The sequence below is a fragment of the Paludisphaera soli genome (assembly GCF_011064595.1).
Classification (GTDB): Bacteria; Planctomycetota; Planctomycetia; order Isosphaerales; family Isosphaeraceae; genus Paludisphaera; species Paludisphaera soli.
The window spans coordinates 347,828-366,512 of record NZ_JAALJI010000002.1 but is presented as its reverse complement, the minus strand read 5'-3'; the positions used below and the strand labels follow the sequence as shown (position 1 = coordinate 366,512).

Here is an 18,685-nt window from a genome sequence, read left to right as displayed (position 1 = left end):
GGGGAGAAGGGAAAGGTCGGGGGACCTTCCGCTCAGTTCAGTTTTGCTCGGCCTGGCCGTCGCCGGCTTCGAGGAGTTCGTCCTCGTCTTCCTCGACCGCCACGGCCACGCCGCCGTCGAGCTCGGCTTCGACCTCGCCGTCGATGTCGCCGTCGGCGTCGCCGCCGGGGGCCTTGCCCGTGCGGGTGGCCGGCACCGCGAGATACGTCTGGTGTTCCCACTGCCCCGACCAGAACTGGCCGGTCCAGCGCTGCAGGGAGATGGCGCGAACGGTGGGACGGTCCTCGTCCCGGATCACTTCGCCCCAGGCCCCGGCATAGGCGGCGCGGACCTGCGAGGAGCTCTCGCCCACGCAGAGGAGACGTTCGCCGTTGGGGGCGAGGCACGCGATCGCTCGCCAGTCCTGAGCACCACTGGTTCCGCTACTCATCGTCGATTATTCCCCGCCCGACGCAACCGTTCCGCATCCTGCGTCCGGGTTTGTCGACGTTTCACGTCGCGTCGGGACTTGTTCTGTACGACCCGTTGGAAAGCTTGGTCGTGCGGCGGCTTGCAAGTCGTCGGACCGTAGAGCCGTCGGCCCGCGTCGGGCCGGCACCCGTCCCCCAGCGCCAAGCGGAAAGCACGAGGACGCGGCTTGCGACCGAATCCCCATGAAGCCGGCACGATGGATGACGAGGGCGAGGCCGGAGGTGGCGGGTGTTCAACGAGACGCGGCGAAATGGGACGGCGAGCCGTTCGTGAAGATCGGCGCGATTCGTTCCCGAGTCCGCCCTCGCTGATGGACTCTACAACCGAAATTGTAGCGTCTCCCCCCACGACCGGCGAATGAAATCTCAAAAACTCACCGCCGCGACGTCACCCCGGATCGTCGGAATCCGACGATCCGGGCAGGGTTTGCGCCGACCGCCGGTCAAGCGCCGGCGGCGCGATCGGCCCCGGGCACCTTCAGCAGCACCTTGCCGCCGCGCCCCGTCTCCGCGGCCTCGCGGACGGCGTCCCCGATCCGGTCGAGTGGGTAGGAGGTCCCGACGTCGGCCGCGAGGACCCCCTTGCGGATCAGCGCGGCGATCTCGCGGAACAGCAGCAGGGCGCCGGGGATCGAGCGTTCGGCCATCCAGTAGCCCAGCCAGAAGCCCTCCACGGTCTTCCGGGTCGAGATCAGGGCCCGGGGGTCGACCTCGATCGGCGCGTCGGTCAGCGATCCGTAGACGACCAGCCGGCCCCCCTTGCCCATGGCCCGGAAGATCGCCGTGCCGGCCTCGCCGCCGATCGGGTCGAGCGCGTAGCGGGGGCCGTCGTCGCCGGTGATCCGCCGGACCTGCTCCGGCACGGGCCCCTCGGACGAGCTGACGACCGCGTCGGCCCCCAGGTCGATCAGCTCGCGCTTGGCCTCGGACCGCCGCACCACGCAGAGGGTCTTGAAGCCGTCGTGCCGGCCCAGCCGAACGATCATCTTGCCGAGCGTCGAGCCGGCCGCCGAGACCAGGAGCCACTCGCCCTTGGGAACCGCCAGGACGTGTCGGACCATCGCCAGCGCGGTGGCCGGGTTGACGAAGAACGTCGCGGCCTGGTCGTCGGGGATGTCGTCGGGGATCGGCCGGGCCTGCTTCCAGGGGATCACGGCGTACTCGGCCCAGTTCCCCCCCTTGTGGTTGATGACCGCGACCCGCTTCCCCACCGCGAACCGCCCCATCAGGCCCGGCCCGGCCTTGTCGACCACGCCCACGCCCTCGAAGCCGGGCGTGGCGGGCAGGGGGGGGAGGACGCCGTAGCGGCCCTCCACGACCATCGTGTCCGACGGGTTGATCGGGCTGGCGATCATCCGGACGCGGACCTCGCCCGGGCCCGGCTCGGGCGTGGGGACCTCCCGGACCTGGAGCACGTCGGCGGGGTCCCCGAACGACGAGAAGACGGCGGCTTTCATGTCGATTCGCTTCTTTTTCGGCTGGGGGCGGGGCGGTCGGCCCGGCGCGGGGCCCTTGGGAGAACGTCGAGTCCTGATTATCTTAGGGGACGAAGCCCGAGAAAACCCCGAGGGGACGCCCCGATGTCCGAAGACCGCCTGCTCGTGACGCCCGAATGGCTCGAAGCCCACCTGGACGACCCGGGGGTCCGCGTCGTCGACGTGCGGGGCTACGTCGTCGCCCGCCCCGTCGCGCCGGGGGTCGAGGAGGCCGACTACAAAGGGGCCCCGGCGGAGTACCAGGCCGGCCACGTCCCGGGCTCCGTCTACGTCGACTGGACCCGCGACATCGTCGACCTGGACGACCCGGTGAAGGCCCAGATCGCCCGCCCCGAGGCCTTCGCCGAGGCGATGGCCTCGCGCGGGATCGGCGACGAGACCCACGTCGTCGCGGTCGACCACATGGGGGGCCAGTACGCCACCCGGCTCTGGTGGGCGCTCGCCTACTATGGCCATGACCGGGCGAGCGTCCTGCAAGGGGGATGGAACCGCTGGGTCGAGGAGGGACGGCCGACGACCGCCGAGGTTTCGACGCCGCCCCGCGCCGTCTTCACCCCGCGCGAACGCCCGGCGCTGCGGCTCACGGCCGAGCAACTCGCCGCCAGGCTGGGCGAGCCCGGCCTCCAGCTCGTCGACGCCCGCGACTCGGGCCAGTACACCGCGGCGCGTCGTCGAGGGCCGCGAGGCGGCCACATCCCGGGGGCTGTCAACGTCCCCCGCGAGCGGTTCTTCGCCGAGGGGGGCGGGTTCCTGATCCTGGACGAGCTGCGGGCGCTGGCCGATCGCGAAGGGTTCGACCCCGCCCGGCCGCTCGTCGCTTATTGCAACGGCGGCGTGGCGGCGACGGTCGTCCTGTTCAACCTCGCCCGGCTCGGCTACGCGGACCTCGCCAACTACGACGGCTCGTGGAACGAGTGGGGCGAGCGCCTGGACCTGCCGATCGAGCCGTGAGGCCCGGGCCGGTCACTTCTCCACGAGATGCTTGAACTTGGGGGCGGCCTTGATCTTGGGCTTGGCGGCCGCGACCGGGGCGGCCGCAACGGCGTCGATCCCCTCGCCGTCCGGGTCGTCCTCGGCCTGGATCGGGTCGGACTGCTTGATGGCGCACTGGGGATGGATCCCGGCCTTCGAGTAGACCGACTGGCGGCAGACGGGGCAGCGGCGTCGGCGATCGTCCGGGAGCGGGGAGTGGGAGTTCCGGGGGTTGATCATGGTCGTGCCCGCCTTCCTTGGTTGGGTGACGAATGGGGTCGCGTCGTGTGAGAACAGGGCGTCCGTTCCGTGCGGCGGGGGAGCATACCAGGATCGTCGAAAGTCGAGAAGACCGACTTCCGGGCGACGGGACGATCCCGATTCGCGGCGGTTTTCGTCGATTTCGCCGCGAAGTTCCTTGAAATCCATCGGTCGCAACGGCATCCTCAAGGACGTCGCCGCCCCTTCGACGGCGACGCCGATCCTTTCCGCCGGGCCGTTCGGCCCCTTTCCGCAGGAGTGACGCACCCATGGGCGACGCTCGCGACATCGCCAAGAAGAAGAAGGCCGACGAGAAGAAGACCAAGTCGGGCAAGGGCGCCGCGCCCGCCAAGGCCGACGTCAAGGCCCCCAAGAAGTAAGGCCGCCCGCTCGCGGCCTCGACGACGACGTCTCCACGAAAGGCCGGCCGCCGCGCGCCGATCCCTCGATCGGGCCCGGCGCCGGCCCTTGATCGTCGACGGGCTCGGCCCGTGGGCGGGCCTCAGCCGCGACGCGGGTCGGAGGCGGTCCCCACGAGCCGCTGGGCCTCGTGCAGGCTCCGCGTCGTCAGGGCCACGGTGAAGGGGTGGGCGGGGACGGCGTACTGCGGGTCGCCCAACTGATCGGCTAGCACGCCCGCCGCGAGCGACAGCTCGGCCTCGTCGCCGGCGTCCCAGAAGAAGGCCATCCAGAGGAGCATCCGCCGATAAAGCTCCAATCGGTGGAGGATCCGCCGCTCGAACAAGAAGCGGTAGGCTCCGGCGTCGCGCAGGGGGTCGGCAGCGGCCCGGCGCTCGCGAACGCTGATCTCCTCGGCGAGGTCGAAGGTCAGCGGCGAGCGGTCGACCCAGGTCGGGCACGCCTCCAGGATCCGCCAGGAGCGTTCGGCCAGCGCGCCCGGATCGGTCGCCGCCGACGACCACTCGGGCCTGGTGGCCAGGAACGCCCCGGCGTGGAAGCCCCTGCCCAGGATCGCGTCCAGCCATTCGCGGACCGCCGGCGGCGTCTCTCGTCCCGAGAGCATCAAGCTCCCCGCGAGCAGGCCCATCGCCAGTTCGGGCACGTCCTCGACGAGCGGCCCCCGGGCGATCTCCGGGAACCGCTCGAACAGGTCGACCGCCGCGTCGAAATCCTCCTCGGCCTCGCCCAGCACGTCGCGGAGCCCCCGGCGGACGTCGCACAGGAAGGCGGCCGTCGCGGCCCGGCCCCCGCGCACGCTGGAGACGACCACCGCCCCCACCCCCTCGCCGTCGACGGCCGTCGCCAGCGACCGCACCAGCCGAGGCGGCTCGCCATGGACGGCCGGGAGCGTGCTCGGCCGCGGCCCCGAGGGCCGGGCGGCCTCGCCCCGGTCGACCCGCCGGCCCGTCCCCAGCGCCTCGCGGACCGTCGCGCGGACGGAGTCGTCTCGGCTCGCCCCCAGGAGGTGGAGGAGCCGGGTCAGGCCCTCGCTGGCCGGGGCCCGGAGCAGCTCGTCGACGATCTGCGAGCGGATTTCCGGGTCGAGCGACTCCAGCCCCTGGAAGGCGTCCCAGGAGTCTTCGGGGTCGCGTTCGAGCCCTTCCAGCAGCTCGACGATCGGAGAGGGCCCCCCGCCCGAGGCGTCGAGGGCGGGGGGCGGCGCGGCCGCGACGGTCTCGATCCTTCGAGCGGGGGAATCCATTCGTCACCAGAGCTGCGGACCCGGGTTCTTCCAGACGCGGCCGACGGGCTGCGGCGATCGTTCCCACCCCCCCTCGCGACGATCCGGGTCGGTGGAGAGCGTCCGCTGCGAACCTCTCCCGGAGTATTCATAGATCGGGGTCGTTTCCGCAAGCCGGGAATCCGGCGGCAGGATGAAGAACTTCGGCGACGAACCTTTGGTTGCCGGATCAGGCTCGGAGCCGGCCAAAACAAGCGATCTGCCGCCCTGGCCGTCGGGGGCTTCGAACACGGCGATCCCGTCACCGCCGGGCCGGTCGGGGGCGAAGAAGGCCACCGGATTCCCCTTCGCGCCGTCGGCCATCGAGGGGCCCGTCGCCAGGCCGCCGTCCGCGTCCTCGTAGATCGGGACGGGGAGGCTGAGCCGCGGGTCGGACAGGTCGAGGCGGTACATCACCTGGTTGTAGTCGTAGCGCGGGGTGTGCTCCTTGGCGCCGGAGAAGGTCGCCGTGTAAGTCCCCTCGAAGTAGACGACGCGGCCGCCGTCCTGGTCGAACATCGGGTGTTGCTTGGGGTTGTAGAACGAGTAGTCGTCGTGGGAGGCGATCTTGCGGGCGAACGTCCAGGGGCCCTGGGGCGTGTCGGCCTCGGCGAACCACATCTCGCCTAGGAGCGACGTGCCGCCGATCTCCACGAACAGCATGACCCAGCGCTTGCGGAAGTCGTTCCAGGTGACCGACCCGCCGTGGGCCGTGACCCGCTTCCCGGTGGCCGCCTCGCGGAGTTGCAGCAGGCCCTCTTCGGGCTTGATCTCCCCTCCCTTGACGAGCGCGTCCTGGCCGCGCTGGTCGACCCGCTTCCCCCGGTGTTTCCAGGTGTAGCGGAGCCGGCCGCCGCCGTCGCGGTCGAGCTTGCCGTCCTGGACGCCGGTCCCCGGCTCCAGGCAGGTGAAGACCTCGACGGCGTCCTCGTCGACGAGCTTCTCGGGGTCGGCCGGGACGCGGGTCAGGGGGAAGGGGTTGCAGTAATAAACATAATCGACGCCGTCGTCGCGATGTTGGAAGGTGTGGCCGCTGAGAGTCTCGCCGGCGCCGGTCTCGGGCGGGCCCGAGTACACCGCGCGCTTGACGAACTCGTTCCGGGCCGGGTCCCACTCGACGGCGCCCAGCTCGTAGGTCGTCATCGGCGGCTTGATCTTGGCGTAGTTGGCGAACATCCGCTCGCGGCCCTGGGCGTCGGTCAGGACGGCGAGGCCGGTGATCCAGGTCGGCCCTTCGCCGGGCATCTTGCAGGTCGGCTTCGCGAACCCCTTCTCGTCGAGGAAGTACGTCAGGTTGACCCCCTTCGAAGGATCGAGCCCGCCGCGCGCCGGCAGGTCCGAGACCGCCCCCGGCGTGTGGAAGTTCCCCAGCGGATAGGCGGGCTGGTTGGTGTCGCCCCAGAACCAGTGGATCTTGCCGCCGTAGACGGCGCTCAGGACGCTGTCCTGGCCGAGCACCTGGCCGTTCAGGACCGGCTCGCGGATCGGGGCCGTCACTCCCGTCAGCAGGCTGTCCCGATAGATCCCGCCCCCCGTCACGCGATAGAGCCGCTCCGCGACGTTCACCCGCTTGATCTTGAGCGTCGCCTCGCCGCCCGGCGTGACCTCGACCGCCGCCCCGACGATCCCGAAGCCGTCCTTCGGATATTCATATCCGTGGCTCCTGATCGCGAAGAAGACCCGACGCCCCATCAGCCCCGGCTCGTCGAACGCGACGACGCCGTTGGAGTCGGTGACGTGGAGGACCTGGTTGACCGTCCGCAGCTCCACCAGCGGCACGCCGCGGCCGGTCTGGTCGTCGACGACCGTGATGCGGAACGGGCGTTCGGCCGGCGACGGCTCCTCGGCCGGCGCCGTCGCCAGGCCGCCGAGGATCGCCCAGCAGGCCGCCCCGAGGAGAGTTCGGGAGCATGTCATCGCTTCGTCCTTTCTCAATCGCGTGCGTCTTCGGCCCCGTCGCCGGCCTTGCCGTCGAGTTCGAGGATCTCGAACTCGTGCTCCAGTTCGGCGCGTTCGTAGAGTTCCGGGTCGACCTCGGTGATGAAGCGACTGGGCGTGGAGAAGGTGGTCGGGCCGTAGCCGCCGCGGCTGATGGTCGAGGGGTAGGAGAGCATCAGCTCGTTCTTGGCCCGGCTGACGGCGACGTAGTAGATGCGCCGTTCTTCCTCCTCGCCGCCCGGTTCATCGACGGCGCGGCGGTTTGGGAAGCCGTCGTCGACGAGGCGGATGACGAAGACGTGGGACCACTCCAGGCCCTTGGCCTGGTGGACCGAGCTGAGGACGAGCAGGTCCTGCGGGTCCTCCCCGCCGCTCGCCTCGACGCCGTAGAGGTCGCCTGCGAGCATCAGGTCGGCGACGAGGCGTTCCAGGCTCTCGTACTTGGCGGCGAGCACGGCGAACTGCTCGACGTCCTTGAGGCGGTTCTCGGGCTTGTCGTAGCGCTGGCGGATCGTGGCCGGGTAGCCGCCGGCGAGCACGGCCTGGATCGCGGCGGCCGGGCGGTTCTCGGGGTCGGTCGCGCGGATCAGGTTCAGGTCGTTGACGAACGCCGCGAACAGCCCCCGGCTCTTGGGAGGGACGGTCGCCATCGTCCCGGCGGCGGCCACGGCCGAGAACGGGTCGCCCGAGCCCGCGAGCTTCTGGTACACGGCCCCCGCCTTCGCCGGGCCGATCCCGGGGAGGAGGAGCAAGAGCCGCCGCCACGACGCCTCGTCGCGAGGGTTGAGCACGACTCGCAGGAACGCCAGCACGTCCTTGACGTGCGCCTGCTCGAAGAACCGGATGCCGCTCCGCACGTTGTACGGGATGTTCCGCGCCAGCAGCTCGCCCTGGAGGACCACGCTGTCGTAGTGGTTGCGGTAGAGCACCGCCATCTCGGCCAGGGGGATGCCCTGGTCGCGCGTCTCCAGGATCTGCTGGCAGACGAGGGCCGCCTCCTCGTAGACGTCGGCCACCGCCACCACCACCGGCTTGAGGCCGTCGGGCCGGGCGGAGACCAGCTCCTTGGGAAAGCCCGTCTGGTTGCGGGCGATCGAGGCTTGAGTGAGCGCGACGATCTGGGGCGTCGAGCGGTAATTGACGTCCAGGCGGAAGATCTTCGCGCCGGGGTGACGTTCGGGGAACTTCAGGATGTTGTCGTAGTCGGCCCCCCGGAAGCGGTAGATCGACTGGGCGTCGTCGCCGACCGCCGTCAGGTTCCCCGCGCCGGCCCTGGCGATCTTCTCGACGACCTCGATCTGGAGGGCGTTGGTGTCCTGCATCTCGTCGACGAGGATGTGGCGGAACATCTTGCCTTGCTCGGCGAGCCGCGCGGGGTGCTCGTCCAGGAGCTTGAGCCACAGGACCAGCAAATCGTCGTAGTCCATGCAGTTGCTGACGACCTTGCGAGCCGCATACGCCTGGGCCACGGCCTGGATCCGCTCGGTCCACTCGATCAGGTCGCCGGCGGTCTCGGCGACGACCTCGTCCAGCGGCTTGCGGGTGTTGACGGCGTAGCTGATGAGGTGCTGGACCTGCGAGGGCTTGGGGGCCATCTTGTCCTTCGACGCCAGCCCGCCGTCGTCCATCGCCAGGCGGATCAAATCCGTCTGGTCCTCGCCGTCGAGGATCGTGAAGTTGGGCTCGAAGCCCAACTCGCGGGCCGAGCGGCGGAGCAGGCGGTTGCCGACGTGGTGGAAAGTCCCGGCCCAGACCCGCCCGGCGTCGTTGCCGACGAGACCGCCGAGCCGCCCGACCATCTCGCGCGACGCGCGTCGGGTGAACGTGGCGAGCAGGATCGACTCCGCCGGCACCCCCCGGCCGATCAGCCAGGCCACGCGATAGGTGATCACCCGCGTCTTGCCCGACCCCGGCCCCGCCAGGATCAGGTTGAACCCGTCCGGCGCCGTGGCCGCCTCGCGCTGCGACGGATTCAGGTCCTCCGTCAACTGCTTCGCGAGCCCGGCGGGAGGCGTGTGCTTCAGCGTGATCTTGCGCATGGCGTCCTGGCCGCGGGGGCGGTGCCGAGGAGGTCTCGACGCCTCGGTGAGGGATCGGTGGATCGGTCGATTCTACCAGAACTCCTCGCCGAGGATCACGCTCGTTCACCTCCCGGCGTATCGAACCGTCGCGAGGCCCGGGATCAACGCCCGAGCCGGGAGGCGACGCCCACGAGCACCAGGATCGCCCCCAGGCCCGGCGAGGCGTTCTCCATGACGGGAGTCGGTGCGGCGGACAGGGAAACCGTCGCGGCCTCGGTCCCCGGGGCGACGGCCGGCCGGAAGCATTCCGCGCCCACTTCCTCGTTGAAGGCGATGTACTTGACCTCGTGGCGCCGCGTGGACCGGACGGTCGCGCCGTCGGGTTCGTAGGCTGTGGAGACCGACTTCACGACGACCGGGCGTCCTTGCACGACGTCGACCTTCTCGGCTTCCCAGACCCAGATCTTGCGGGCCGTCGCCGGGTCCGGGCCGTTGTACGACTCGACGCGGACCGGCAGGGAATCTTCCTGGCGTAGGTAATACAGGTGGTGCTGCGGCGGCATGCCGACCACGCCTGGGACGTCGTCGAACATGAACTTGTCGCAAGGGGCGGAGAGCGCTTCGCCGGGGCCGAGGTCGCGGGCCTTCGCGAGCGCCTGATCCAGCGGGACCCTCCCGACGTACGCGTACTTCAACGGAACCGGCCGATCCACGCCCCCCATCGCCGTCTCCCCGCCGAAGGCGGGCCTCACTTTGACGGATGTCGGCCGGGAAGGCTTGTCGGGCTCGAAATAAGAGCGTGTGGCCTTGCCGTCCTTGAAGACGTCCTCGCCACGTTGAACCTTGCCGTTCGCGAGAAAGCTGGATGTCGAAAGCCGTCTCTCGCCGGCGGCCGTCTCGAAGTACCGGGAGTCGCGCCGGCTGCCCGGCTTCGAACCGTCCTTCGAAAACCGCTCCGCAGCTTCCTTGGAATGCTCGATCGTTTCGCTGGTCTCGATCCGGATCGAGGTCCACCAGTGCAGGTCGTCCGAGACGCGCGCGATGATCGCTTCCCGGTCGCTCATGGGCCGTATTCCTTTCGCGTCGAGGGAGGTCCGAAGGAGGCCGTCCCCGTCTCGGCGTCGTGCGGCAGGTGTTTGGACGACGATTCCCGGTTTCGATTCATCAGAATGTGCGGAAACCGGCTCGTCGTGCGGGCTCATCCTGAGAGCCGCCCGGGGGAGAGTCAAGCGAAAAGGGGCCATGCGAGCCGGGGCCGACGGGCGAAGGGTCACGGGTCGAAGGCCCGGATTTTCCCAACGACAGATGTCACAGTCGGCCCCCGAGGTCGTTAGGATTGAGGGGGGGGCCTTCACGTCTTCCGCGCCCCTTCGAACCGATCTCCCCGTCACGTCGAGGGTCGTCACGATGAACACGCATGATGCCCGGCCCGGTCGCGCGCCCGCGACGGTCGCCGTCCCTCGCTGGTTGGCCCGTCGGATCTGCACCAGCAACCCGTTCTACATCCTCAGCGCCTGGCTGGTCTGCATGGGGTTGCGGGTCTCGTTCGGGGATCAGGTGAACGCCTCGCAGACGTGGGCCTTGTTCGGCGGGATGGCCGGCTACACGGTGCTGCTGGCGGTCACGGCGTGCCTGCTCGTGCGCCGCGTGGGCGTCTGGGACGACGTGCGGACGATCATGCTCCTGGTCGTCCTCTTGCTGCTGGCGATCTCGGCGACGTTCGACGACGTCTTCACCCGCGACGCCGCCCGGGGGACGGCCTGCTACCTGGCGGGATGGGTCTTCGCCGTGGCGGTCAGCGAGGGGCTCTTGAGGGGTTCGCGGCTGGCCCTCCCCGCGCTGTTCCGGGGGCCTTACCATCTCGCGCTGGCCCTGTTCTTCCTGTATCCGGTCGCCCTGGCTCCGCTCCTGCATCAGCCGGAGAGCGAGATCCTGGGCTGGGCGCTCTTCGGCTTCTCGCCGGCGGCGGGGCTGGTGGCGCTCGCCTTGCTGCCGGCCGTCCGGCGAGGCCGGGCTTACGTCCGCGACAACGGAAGTCCCTGGCGGTGGGGGTGGTACCCCTGGACCCTCTTCGGCCTGCTCGCTTTCGCGGTCGTCGCGCGGTCGGCGATGCTCTGCTGGTCGATGCACCACGCCGGGAAGGTTTATGGGGCCGAGCCCTATCTCTTCGGCGGCTACTTCCTGGCCCCGTTCCTGCTGGCCGTCGCGATCGTCCTGATGGAGATCGGGATCGTCGAGCGGCTGCCGGGCGTGAGGTTCGCGGCGCTCGTGCTCCCCGCCGTCGCGACTGTCCTGGCCGCGTACGGGCATCGTCCGGAGTACGCCTATCAGGAGTTCCTCGGCCGCTTCGAGGGGCGGCTGGGGGCGAGCCCGCTCCACCTGACGCTGGCGATGACGGGCCTTTTCTACGGCGTCGCGGCCCTGCGGCGGGTTCCCCTGGCGATCGGGGCGCTGGGCTTCGCCTTGGCCGGGCTGGCGGTCGTCGGGCCGGAGACGCGCGACCTGGACGGGCTGGTCGCGGGCCGACCGCTGCCGCTCCTGGCCCTCGCCGCCCTCCAGACGGCGATCGGGCTTCGCGATCGGAGCGCGTGGAGATGCCTGGTCGGGGCCGCGTTCCTGACCGCCGCGGTCGTCGCGCCGTCCGGGCTGGGACTTCCCTCGGAAGGGTGGCGCGGGCCGGTCGGCTTTCACCTGATGATCGCGGCCGCCTTGGCCGTCGGAGCCGCTTTCGACGACGCGGCCGGTCGGACGGCCCGGGCGGCCGGCGCGGGGATGGCCGTGCTGGCCTCGATGGGGGCGACGTCCGGGATGGTCCAACCGCCCGACGGCTTCCCGACGTGGACGCTCGCGGCCTATGCTCCGGTCGTCGGGCTCGCCCTGTTCGCATACGGCCTGATCCTCCGCGATCCTCTGCCGCGATGGGCCGCCGTCGCGATCGGGGGCGCGTGGCTGGCCTCGGCGGGCTGGCGCGGGTACGACTCGCTGCGTGCCCTCGTCCCGGGGCTCGACTACATCGCGGTCGGCCTGGCCTTCTTCGTCGCGGCCGTGCTGACCAGCCTCGTGAAGGCGGGCGTCCCGCTTCGTCGCGAGGCGTGGGCGGACGAGAAGGTGCAGGACGCCCTGGGATGATCGGCGTGCTTTCCGGTCAGGCCGTCGAGTCCGCCTCCCAGATGGCCCGGATGGCGGACTCGTCGCCGAAGCCGTCGGGGACGGCGGGGCTCGGCGTGTTGGCGTAGTACCAGGGTTTGCGGCCGACCGGCGTGTGCAGGACGCGGCCGCCGGGCATCTGGAGGAAGCCGTTCGGGTCGTGCACGCGGACCCAGTCCCAGGCGTATCGGAGCCAGGCCGCGCGACGCTCGGCCGGCAGGTGGGCGAACCAGCCGATCTCGTCGTAGCCCCAGCACCAGACGCCCCCCTGGCCGGGCTCGCCGGGCCTGTCGCACGGGCCCCAGTTGTCCAGCTCCACGAGGTAGGGGAGGTGGTCGCAGGCCCAGCCGCTGAAGGTCGTCCCGCCCCGGCTCCGGCCGTAGAAGCTGTCCTGGAAGCCGACCTCCAGAACCCCCTCCATCGGCGTCTCGGGGACCTCCTTGACCCGGAGCGGAAACGAGTGGAAGTCCAGCAGCAGCCTGCCGTCCCGCACGAAGCCGCCGCCGGGGACGTGGGCGTCGCAGAGGACCATCCCTCGCCGCGCCTTCCTCGCGGCATGGGCCCGGGCCCGCTCGAAGACCTTCGCGTAGTGGGCCAGGTCGCGGTCGTTGCGATTCATCAGCTCCACCTGGCCGTAGTGGAGGGCCTCGACGCCGAGGTCGATGTACGAGGCGGCCAGGAAGTGGAACCAGAGCTGAGTCTCGACCCGGCTCACGTCCGGGACGATCGTCCCCTTCCCCCAATGGTCGCGGAACGCCCCGTCCGGGAACGCCATGTCGGCGAGGCGGAAGTTGCGGGATTCGGGGGCGAGCCCGAGCGCCTCGAAGGCCCAGGCCGGGATCGGCACCCGGTCGACCTCGTGCGTGACGATCTCGAACAGGCACGCCTGCGCGATCAGCTCGGGGTCGGCCTCGTGGGCCCTTGCGATCAGGGGCCTGGCGCGTCCCAACTTCTCCAGCAGGTGGGACTCGTCCCCCCAGAAGCAAAGGCTCCTCCCCAGGAACTTCGCGCCGAGAGCCGTGAGCATCCGCAGGTTGTCGGCGAAGTCTCCCTGGCCGAGGAACAGGTCCTGAACCGTGATCGCCCGCGACAGATAGCCCTCCAGGACCTCGCGGGGGATCGTTCGCTCGAACGCCAGGTCGCGTCGGATCGCGAAGCCCGGCGACCTTCCCTCGGCCGCGGCCAATGCGACGAATCCCAGCGCCAGGCGCGAGAAGTCGCGACGGTTCCAGCATGGTCTCGACATGATCGCCGTTCCTCCGGGGCGACGGGAAGCCTGAGCTCGACCGGCTCGGGACGCTCCGTCCGCTCAGTTTGGCTCCGTGGCGAGTCCTCCGCCAGGGCTCGCCGGCTCCGCCACGTCCTCGAATCGCCGCCTTCTCCCCGTCTTGAGGGCTGATACCGATTGTCAACCTCGGACGGCGGAGGTATACTCATGGTTGAGATTAAGTCTCAACGTCGAGGGCGACCAAGAACAGGTCGCTTCCCGGCCGCAGTCGGTCGAGCATCGGGCAGGTCTTCCGCATCCAGAGGATCGAGGGCTGAGCATGAAGGCGCAGGCGCTGGCGGTGCAAGGCGAGGAGACGGGGGAGATGGTCCCGCTGTCGGGGCTCCGGGTCGGCCAGACGGCGAGCGTCGGCGAGGTCCTGGGGAACCTGGAGTTGGTTCATCGGCTCCGCGAGATGGGGTTCTATCAGGGCGCGCGGGTCAAGATGATCCGGCGCGGCAGCCCTTGCATCATCGGGCTGGCCGGCCAGCGGCTGGGGTTCCGAGGCGACGACCTCGCGCGGATTCTCGTCCGCGTCCCGGCGATGGCTTCCTGAAAGGCCGAGCCGCGCCCGCCCCTCGGGCGGCGGGACGACCGTCCGGTCGCCCTCCCACCTCTTGGATCTCGGACCTGCCATGGCGGTCGCCTCGGACAAGACAACCTGGACCATCGCGCTGGTGGGGAATCCCAACACCGGCAAGTCGACGCTCTTCGGGGCGCTCTCGGGGTTGGCCCAGCAGGTCGGGAACTACCCGGGCGTGACGGTCGAGAAGAAGACGGGCGAGGTCGTCCATCACGGCCGGCGCTGGTCGCTGGTGGACCTGCCGGGCACCTACAGCCTGGCCCCGCGATCGCCCGACGAGATGGTCACGGTCGACGTGCTGCTCGGCCGCCGGGCCGACGTCCCCCCGCCCGACGTGATCCTCTGCGTCGCGGCGGCCGGCAACCTGGACCGGAACCTCTACCTGGCCAGCCAGGTCATGGAGCTGGGCCGGCCGGTGGTCGTGGCCCTGACGATGAACGACCTGGCGGAGGCCGAGGGGACGCACGTCGACGTGGCGGCCCTCTCGCGACGCCTCGGCGTGCCGGTCGTCCCCGTCCAGGCCCAGCGTCGGGAGGGGCTCGAAGCCCTGAAGGACGCCGTCGAGCGGGCGGGAGCGGGCGAGCCTCCGGCGATCGAGGGCCTGTTCCCCGATCCCTTCCGCGCCGAGGTCGACCGGCTGGCCGAGGAGCTGGACGGCCGGCTCGGCGTCAACCTGACCGGCGCGCATTCGCCGCGCTACCTGGCGGAGCGTCTCGTGCTGGACGCCGGGTCGTACGTCGAGGAGGCCCTCGGTCTCCCAGAAGACGAGCGGCGGGAGCTTCGCGAGAGCGTCCAGGCCGCGCGGGGACGTCTCGCCGAGGCCGGCTGCCGCGTGCCGGAGATCGAGACGACCTCGCGGTACGCCTGGGTGGCCGACACGCTCGACGGCGTCGTCGCCCACGGCAAGGCCGAGGCCCGGTTCGCCGACCGGCTCGACGCGGTTCTGACGCATCCGACCTGGGGCTCTTTGATCCTGGCCCTGGTCCTGCTGCTGACCTTCAACGCGGTCTTCTCGTGGGCGACCGTCCCGATGGATTGGATCGACGCCGGGATCGGGGCCGTCGGCGGGGCGATCGAAGGGGCGATGGCCGAGGGTCCGATCCGCAGCCTGCTGGTCGACGGGATCGTCGGCGGCATCGGCGCGGTGGTCATCTTCCTGCCCCAGATCCTGATCCTCATCGGCATCCTGGCGGTGCTGGAGGAGTGCGGCTACCTGGCCCGCGCCGCGTACCTGATGGACCGGATCATGGTCCACGTGGGGTTGAGCGGCAAGTCGTTCATCCCGCTCCTCTCCTCGTTCGCCTGCGCCATCCCCGGCGTGATGGCGACGCGGGTGATCGAGGACCGTCGCGATCGGCTGACAACCATCCTCATCGCCCCGCTGATGAGCTGCAGCGCGCGGCTGCCGGTCTACGTCCTGATGATCGGGGCCTTCATCCCCAAGCGGTCCTACCTGGGCGGCTGGGTCCAACTCCAGGGCCTGACCATGGTGGGGATGTACCTGGTGGGGGTGGTCGTGGCCGCGGCCGTGGCCCTGGTGCTCAAGCGGACGTTCCTCCGCAGCGCGACGCCGATCTTCCTGATGGAGATGCCGGCTTACCAGTGGCCTTCGCCGATCACGGTGGCGAGGCGGATGATCGATCGCGGCTGGGACTTCCTCTACAACGCCGGGACCATCATCTTCGCCGTCTCCATCGTGATGTGGGGGCTCCTGTACTACCCCCGGCTCTCGGCCGACGACCTCGCGCCCCTTCTGGGCCGTCAGGAACAGGCCGAGGGCGCGCTGGAGGCCGCCAGGGAGTCGGCCGACGAGGCCCGGGTCGCCGAGGCCGAGGCGGCCGTCGCGGCGGCCGAGGCTCGGATCGACGGGGCCCAGCAGCGGCAGAGCCTTCTCGGCCGGATGGGTCGATTCATCGAGCCGGCCGTCCGCCCGCTGGGCTGGGACTGGCGGATCGGCAGCGCCGCGATCGCCTCGTTCCCCGCCCGCGAGGTGGTCGTCGCCACCCTCGGCGTGATCTTCGACGTCGGCGAGGAGGTGACGGAAGGCGAGGGTGAGCAGCGGCTCACCCAGGCCCTGCAAGGGGCGACCTGGCCGGACACCGGCAAGCCCCTGTTCACGATCCCGGTCGCGCTCTCGATCATGGTCTTCTTCGCGCTCTGCGCGCAATGCGTCTCGACGCTGGCCGTCATCTGGCGCGAGACCGGGAGCTGGACCTGGCCGGCCCTCTCGTTCGCCTACATGACGATCCTGGCCTACGTCGGGGCCTTCCTGACGTATCAAGTGGGGACGTGGATCGGCTCCTGAGCGGGCCGACGAAGGGGGCTCGAGATGGGCTGGCAAGACGCGGTGGCGATCGGCGTGGTGATCGGGGCCGCCCTGTACCTGCTCGGCCTGGTGTGGCGGGGCGTGGCCGGCGAGAAATCGGCCGGCTGCGGCTCGGCATGCGGCAAGTGCTCGTCGGCCGCGGGCGAGCCGATCGTCACGATCGGCCCGGCCCCGTCGGCGAAGCCCGGGGGACGTCCCGAGGCCGCCGGACGATCCTGAATTCTTTCGGTTTGAAAACGCTTCGAAATCCCGTCCTCCCCCCTTGAAGCGGTGCGTTCTTCGGCTATACATTAGGCGTTCCGTGCGGTCCGATCCGGTCTGGCCCCGCCCGTCTCCCATCCTTGACGGGGCCCCCAACCAGCGAGCGACCATCCCGAGCTTATGACGCACCGACGCGCCGAAGCATCCCTGTTCGCGCTCCGCCTCGGAGCGTTCCTGGCGGCGTGGGCCCTGGCCCTCGCCTCGCCGACGAACGCGCGGGCCGGTTGCGCGGGGGCGGCTCATCGGGGCGACGAACACGTCACGGGCCCCCTGGGGCTCTCCGGCGAAATGCTCGACGCGGCCAGGCCGGGCTCCCCTGAAGGCTCCCCCCTCAAGCCGGCGGGCTGCACGGGGGCCTTCTGCTCGAAGCCCTTCAGCACGCCCGGCGCGGATTTCAGCGGCGGCGTCGACCTCCGCGTCGAGCTCTGGGCCTGCGTGATCGACCTGGACCACCTCCTCGGCGCCGGCCAGGACCGCCCGCTCTTCGTCTCGGAGGACCTCCGCCCGGTCCTCCGTCGCGACTTCATCTTCCACCCGCCGCGCTGATCCGCCGCCGACCCCTCGGCCCCCTCGCGCCCGGATCGTGCGTCGCGCACCTCGTTCGCGCCCCGCGATCGGCCGGCGTTCCTCGGTTCCGCCGCCACTCCCCGTCCTCGCCCCTCGGCGCGGGCACGGCCCCGGCGTGAGCCTGGCGAACGCCGTCCCCCCACGACGACCCCCTCGCGCCCGAGGTCGCTCTCGCGATCGCGCGGATCCGATCCGACATACCAGTCTTATTGATCGAAAGGTTATCTCATGATCACGAGACGACTCATGGCCGCGTCGTCGGTCCTGGCCGCGCTCCTGGGCTCGACGGCGAAGGCCGGCGACGACTCCGCTTCGCCCTCGCCGGTGGCGGTCACGCGGCCCGGGCTCAAGCAGGTGCTCGAAGGTTCCAAGCAGAGCAAGCCGAGGCTGCCGCTTCCGCCTTTGACCGAGGAGGACCGCGCCCGCGCCGAGAAGGCCGCGGCCAATCCGAAGGGGGGGATCTTCGCCGGGATCGTCAACAACGGCCGGATGCGCAACTACTACCTCGCGCCGGAGTTCCGCAACGAGTTCTACGTGCGGCCCTCGGACGTCGGCAAGACCGACCCGAAGTCGATCCTCCGCATGGGCGCCGGCGACCCGGCGATGCCGCTCGACCCGACGACCCGGATCATGTTCTTCTGGCTCGTCGCCCGGGCGAACAACTGCTACTACTGCCTCGGCCACCAGGAGGTGAAGCTCAAGGCCGCCGGCGTCACCGACGACCAGCTCGCCGCCCTCGACACCGACTGGTCCGCCTTCCCGCCGGCCGACGCCGCGGCCTTCGCCTTCGTGAAGAAGCTGGCGCGGACGCCCCAGGAGGTCGGCGATGCCGATTTCGACGCCCTGCGTGGTCATCACGACGACGCGGCGATCCTCGACATGATCTTCTCGACCGGCAACTACTGCGCGATGACCCGATGGACCGGCGGCCTGGCGATCCCCCAGGAAGACCATCGCGACTACCTCACGCCGACCGCCGCCGCCTATCGCCAGCTCCCCAGCCTGGTCGCCCCTCTCGACCCGGCGCGCGACGCGGCCCAGGCCGTCTGCCGGCCGTCGGCCTCGAATCGGCCGGCCCTCGAATCCCGGCAGGACGTGGAGGCCCGCCTGGCCGCCGCTCGCGACCGCCATCCCCGGCTGAAGCTGGTCGACGAGGAGGCGACGCGCAAGATCCTCCCCGACCATTGGTCCGCCGCGCCGGTCGCGAACTGGGTCCGCCTCCTCGCCAACTTTCCCGAGGCCGGCAAGGCCCGCATCCTGAGCGTCACGGCGGGCGCGTCGGCCGACAAGGGGGTCCTGGATCCCACGCTCCGGGCCCAGATCGCCTGGATCGCCGCCCGCCAGGATCGCGCCTGGTACGCTCTCGGCCACGCCCGGAAGCGGCTTCTGGACCTCGGCCAGTCGGACGACGCGATCTTCGCCCTGGACGCGCCCGACGACCGCTTCAGCGCCGGCCAGAAGGCCGCCTTCCACCTGGCGAGGAAGCTGACCGTCGACCCGGCCCTGGTCACCGACGCCGACGTCGAGGCCGTCCGCAAGCACTACAGCGACCGCGAGACCGCGGAGGTCGTCTACTTCGTCACCGTCGCCTCGTTCTTCGACCGCGTCACCGAGGCCGCCGGCCTGCCGCTTGAGTTCTGATGGCGAACTGATCGATCTATCCCCATCTCATCATCGAATCCTTTTTCCGGAGAC

15 protein-coding genes are annotated in these 18,685 nt (G+C 70.5%); 7 read left to right on the top strand and 8 right to left on the bottom strand.

Going from position 1 to position 18,685, the window contains the following annotated elements; all coding sequences use genetic code 11:
• Positions 1-37 precede the first annotated feature (37 nt).
• Complete coding sequence (locus G6O68_RS04390) at positions 38-430, bottom strand: hypothetical protein (RefSeq protein ID WP_240911032.1); 393 nt, start codon at positions 428-430, stop codon at positions 38-40.
• A 483-nt stretch (positions 431-913) separates the two neighbouring features.
• The gene (locus G6O68_RS04385) at positions 914-1,927 is read right to left on the bottom strand and encodes a zinc-dependent alcohol dehydrogenase family protein (protein WP_165245208.1); all 1,014 of its coding nucleotides are present in this window, start codon (positions 1,925-1,927) and stop codon (positions 914-916) included.
• A 123-nt stretch (positions 1,928-2,050) separates the two neighbouring features.
• Between G6O68_RS04385 and G6O68_RS04380 the strand changes: the two genes are divergently transcribed.
• Positions 2,051-2,917 carry a sulfurtransferase gene (locus tag G6O68_RS04380; protein WP_165245206.1) on the top strand — a complete coding sequence of 289 codons (867 nt, stop codon included), beginning with the start codon at positions 2,051-2,053 and terminating at the stop codon, positions 2,915-2,917.
• Between the two features lie 12 nt (positions 2,918-2,929).
• Here G6O68_RS04380 and G6O68_RS04375 read toward each other — a convergent pair whose 3' ends face one another.
• The 5 genes from G6O68_RS04375 to G6O68_RS04355 form a co-directional block, all read right to left on the bottom strand.
• Positions 2,930-3,178 (bottom strand): hypothetical protein, encoded by a 249-nt coding sequence (locus tag G6O68_RS04375; protein WP_165245204.1) that lies wholly within the window; start codon positions 3,176-3,178, stop codon positions 2,930-2,932.
• A 523-nt stretch (positions 3,179-3,701) separates the two neighbouring features.
• A complete protein-coding gene (locus tag G6O68_RS04370; protein ID WP_165245202.1) occupies positions 3,702-4,862 on the bottom strand; it encodes a hypothetical protein in 1,161 nt (386 codons plus the stop codon).
• A 3-nt stretch (positions 4,863-4,865) separates the two neighbouring features.
• Positions 4,866-6,797 (bottom strand): DUF4185 domain-containing protein, encoded by a 1,932-nt coding sequence (locus tag G6O68_RS04365; protein WP_165245200.1) that lies wholly within the window; start codon positions 6,795-6,797, stop codon positions 4,866-4,868.
• A gap of 14 nt (positions 6,798-6,811) precedes the next feature.
• Entirely contained in the window at positions 6,812-8,857 is a 2,046-nt protein-coding gene (locus G6O68_RS04360) for an ATP-dependent helicase (RefSeq protein WP_165245198.1), read from the bottom strand.
• 143 nt (positions 8,858-9,000) lie between these two features.
• Positions 9,001-9,903, bottom strand: coding sequence for a hypothetical protein (locus tag G6O68_RS04355; RefSeq protein WP_165245196.1), 903 nt, complete (start codon positions 9,901-9,903; stop codon positions 9,001-9,003).
• Positions 9,904-10,246: 343 nt separating this feature from the next.
• Between G6O68_RS04355 and G6O68_RS04350 the strand changes: the two genes are divergently transcribed.
• A complete protein-coding gene (locus tag G6O68_RS04350; protein ID WP_165245194.1) occupies positions 10,247-11,968 on the top strand; it encodes a hypothetical protein in 1,722 nt (573 codons plus the stop codon).
• 16 nt (positions 11,969-11,984) lie between these two features.
• Here G6O68_RS04350 and G6O68_RS04345 read toward each other — a convergent pair whose 3' ends face one another.
• Positions 11,985-13,232 carry a hypothetical protein gene (locus tag G6O68_RS04345; RefSeq protein WP_165245192.1) on the bottom strand — a complete coding sequence of 416 codons (1,248 nt, stop codon included), beginning with the start codon at positions 13,230-13,232 and terminating at the stop codon, positions 11,985-11,987.
• Between the two features lie 301 nt (positions 13,233-13,533).
• Here G6O68_RS04345 and G6O68_RS04340 point away from each other — a divergent pair, with 301 nt between their 5' ends.
• The 5 genes from G6O68_RS04340 to G6O68_RS04320 all read left to right on the top strand — a co-directional run bounded on the left by G6O68_RS04340 (position 13,534) and on the right by G6O68_RS04320 (position 18,631).
• Positions 13,534-13,809: a FeoA family protein gene (locus tag G6O68_RS04340; protein WP_165245190.1), complete on the top strand. Its 276-nt coding sequence runs from the start codon at positions 13,534-13,536 to the stop codon at positions 13,807-13,809.
• A gap of 79 nt (positions 13,810-13,888) precedes the next feature.
• Entirely contained in the window at positions 13,889-16,141 is a 2,253-nt protein-coding gene (feoB, locus tag G6O68_RS04335; RefSeq protein ID WP_165245188.1) for a ferrous iron transport protein B, read from the top strand.
• Positions 16,142-16,165: 24 nt separating this feature from the next.
• A complete protein-coding gene (locus G6O68_RS04330) occupies positions 16,166-16,381 on the top strand; it encodes a hypothetical protein (protein WP_165245186.1) in 216 nt (71 codons plus the stop codon).
• Positions 16,382-16,543: 162 nt separating this feature from the next.
• Positions 16,544-16,969, top strand: a complete 426-nt coding sequence (locus tag G6O68_RS04325; protein ID WP_165245184.1) for a hypothetical protein — start codon at positions 16,544-16,546, stop codon at positions 16,967-16,969.
• Positions 16,970-17,218: 249 nt separating this feature from the next.
• Positions 17,219-18,631 (top strand): carboxymuconolactone decarboxylase family protein, encoded by a 1,413-nt coding sequence (locus G6O68_RS04320; protein WP_165245182.1) that lies wholly within the window; start codon positions 17,219-17,221, stop codon positions 18,629-18,631.
• The last annotated feature ends 54 nt before the right edge of the window (positions 18,632-18,685 follow it).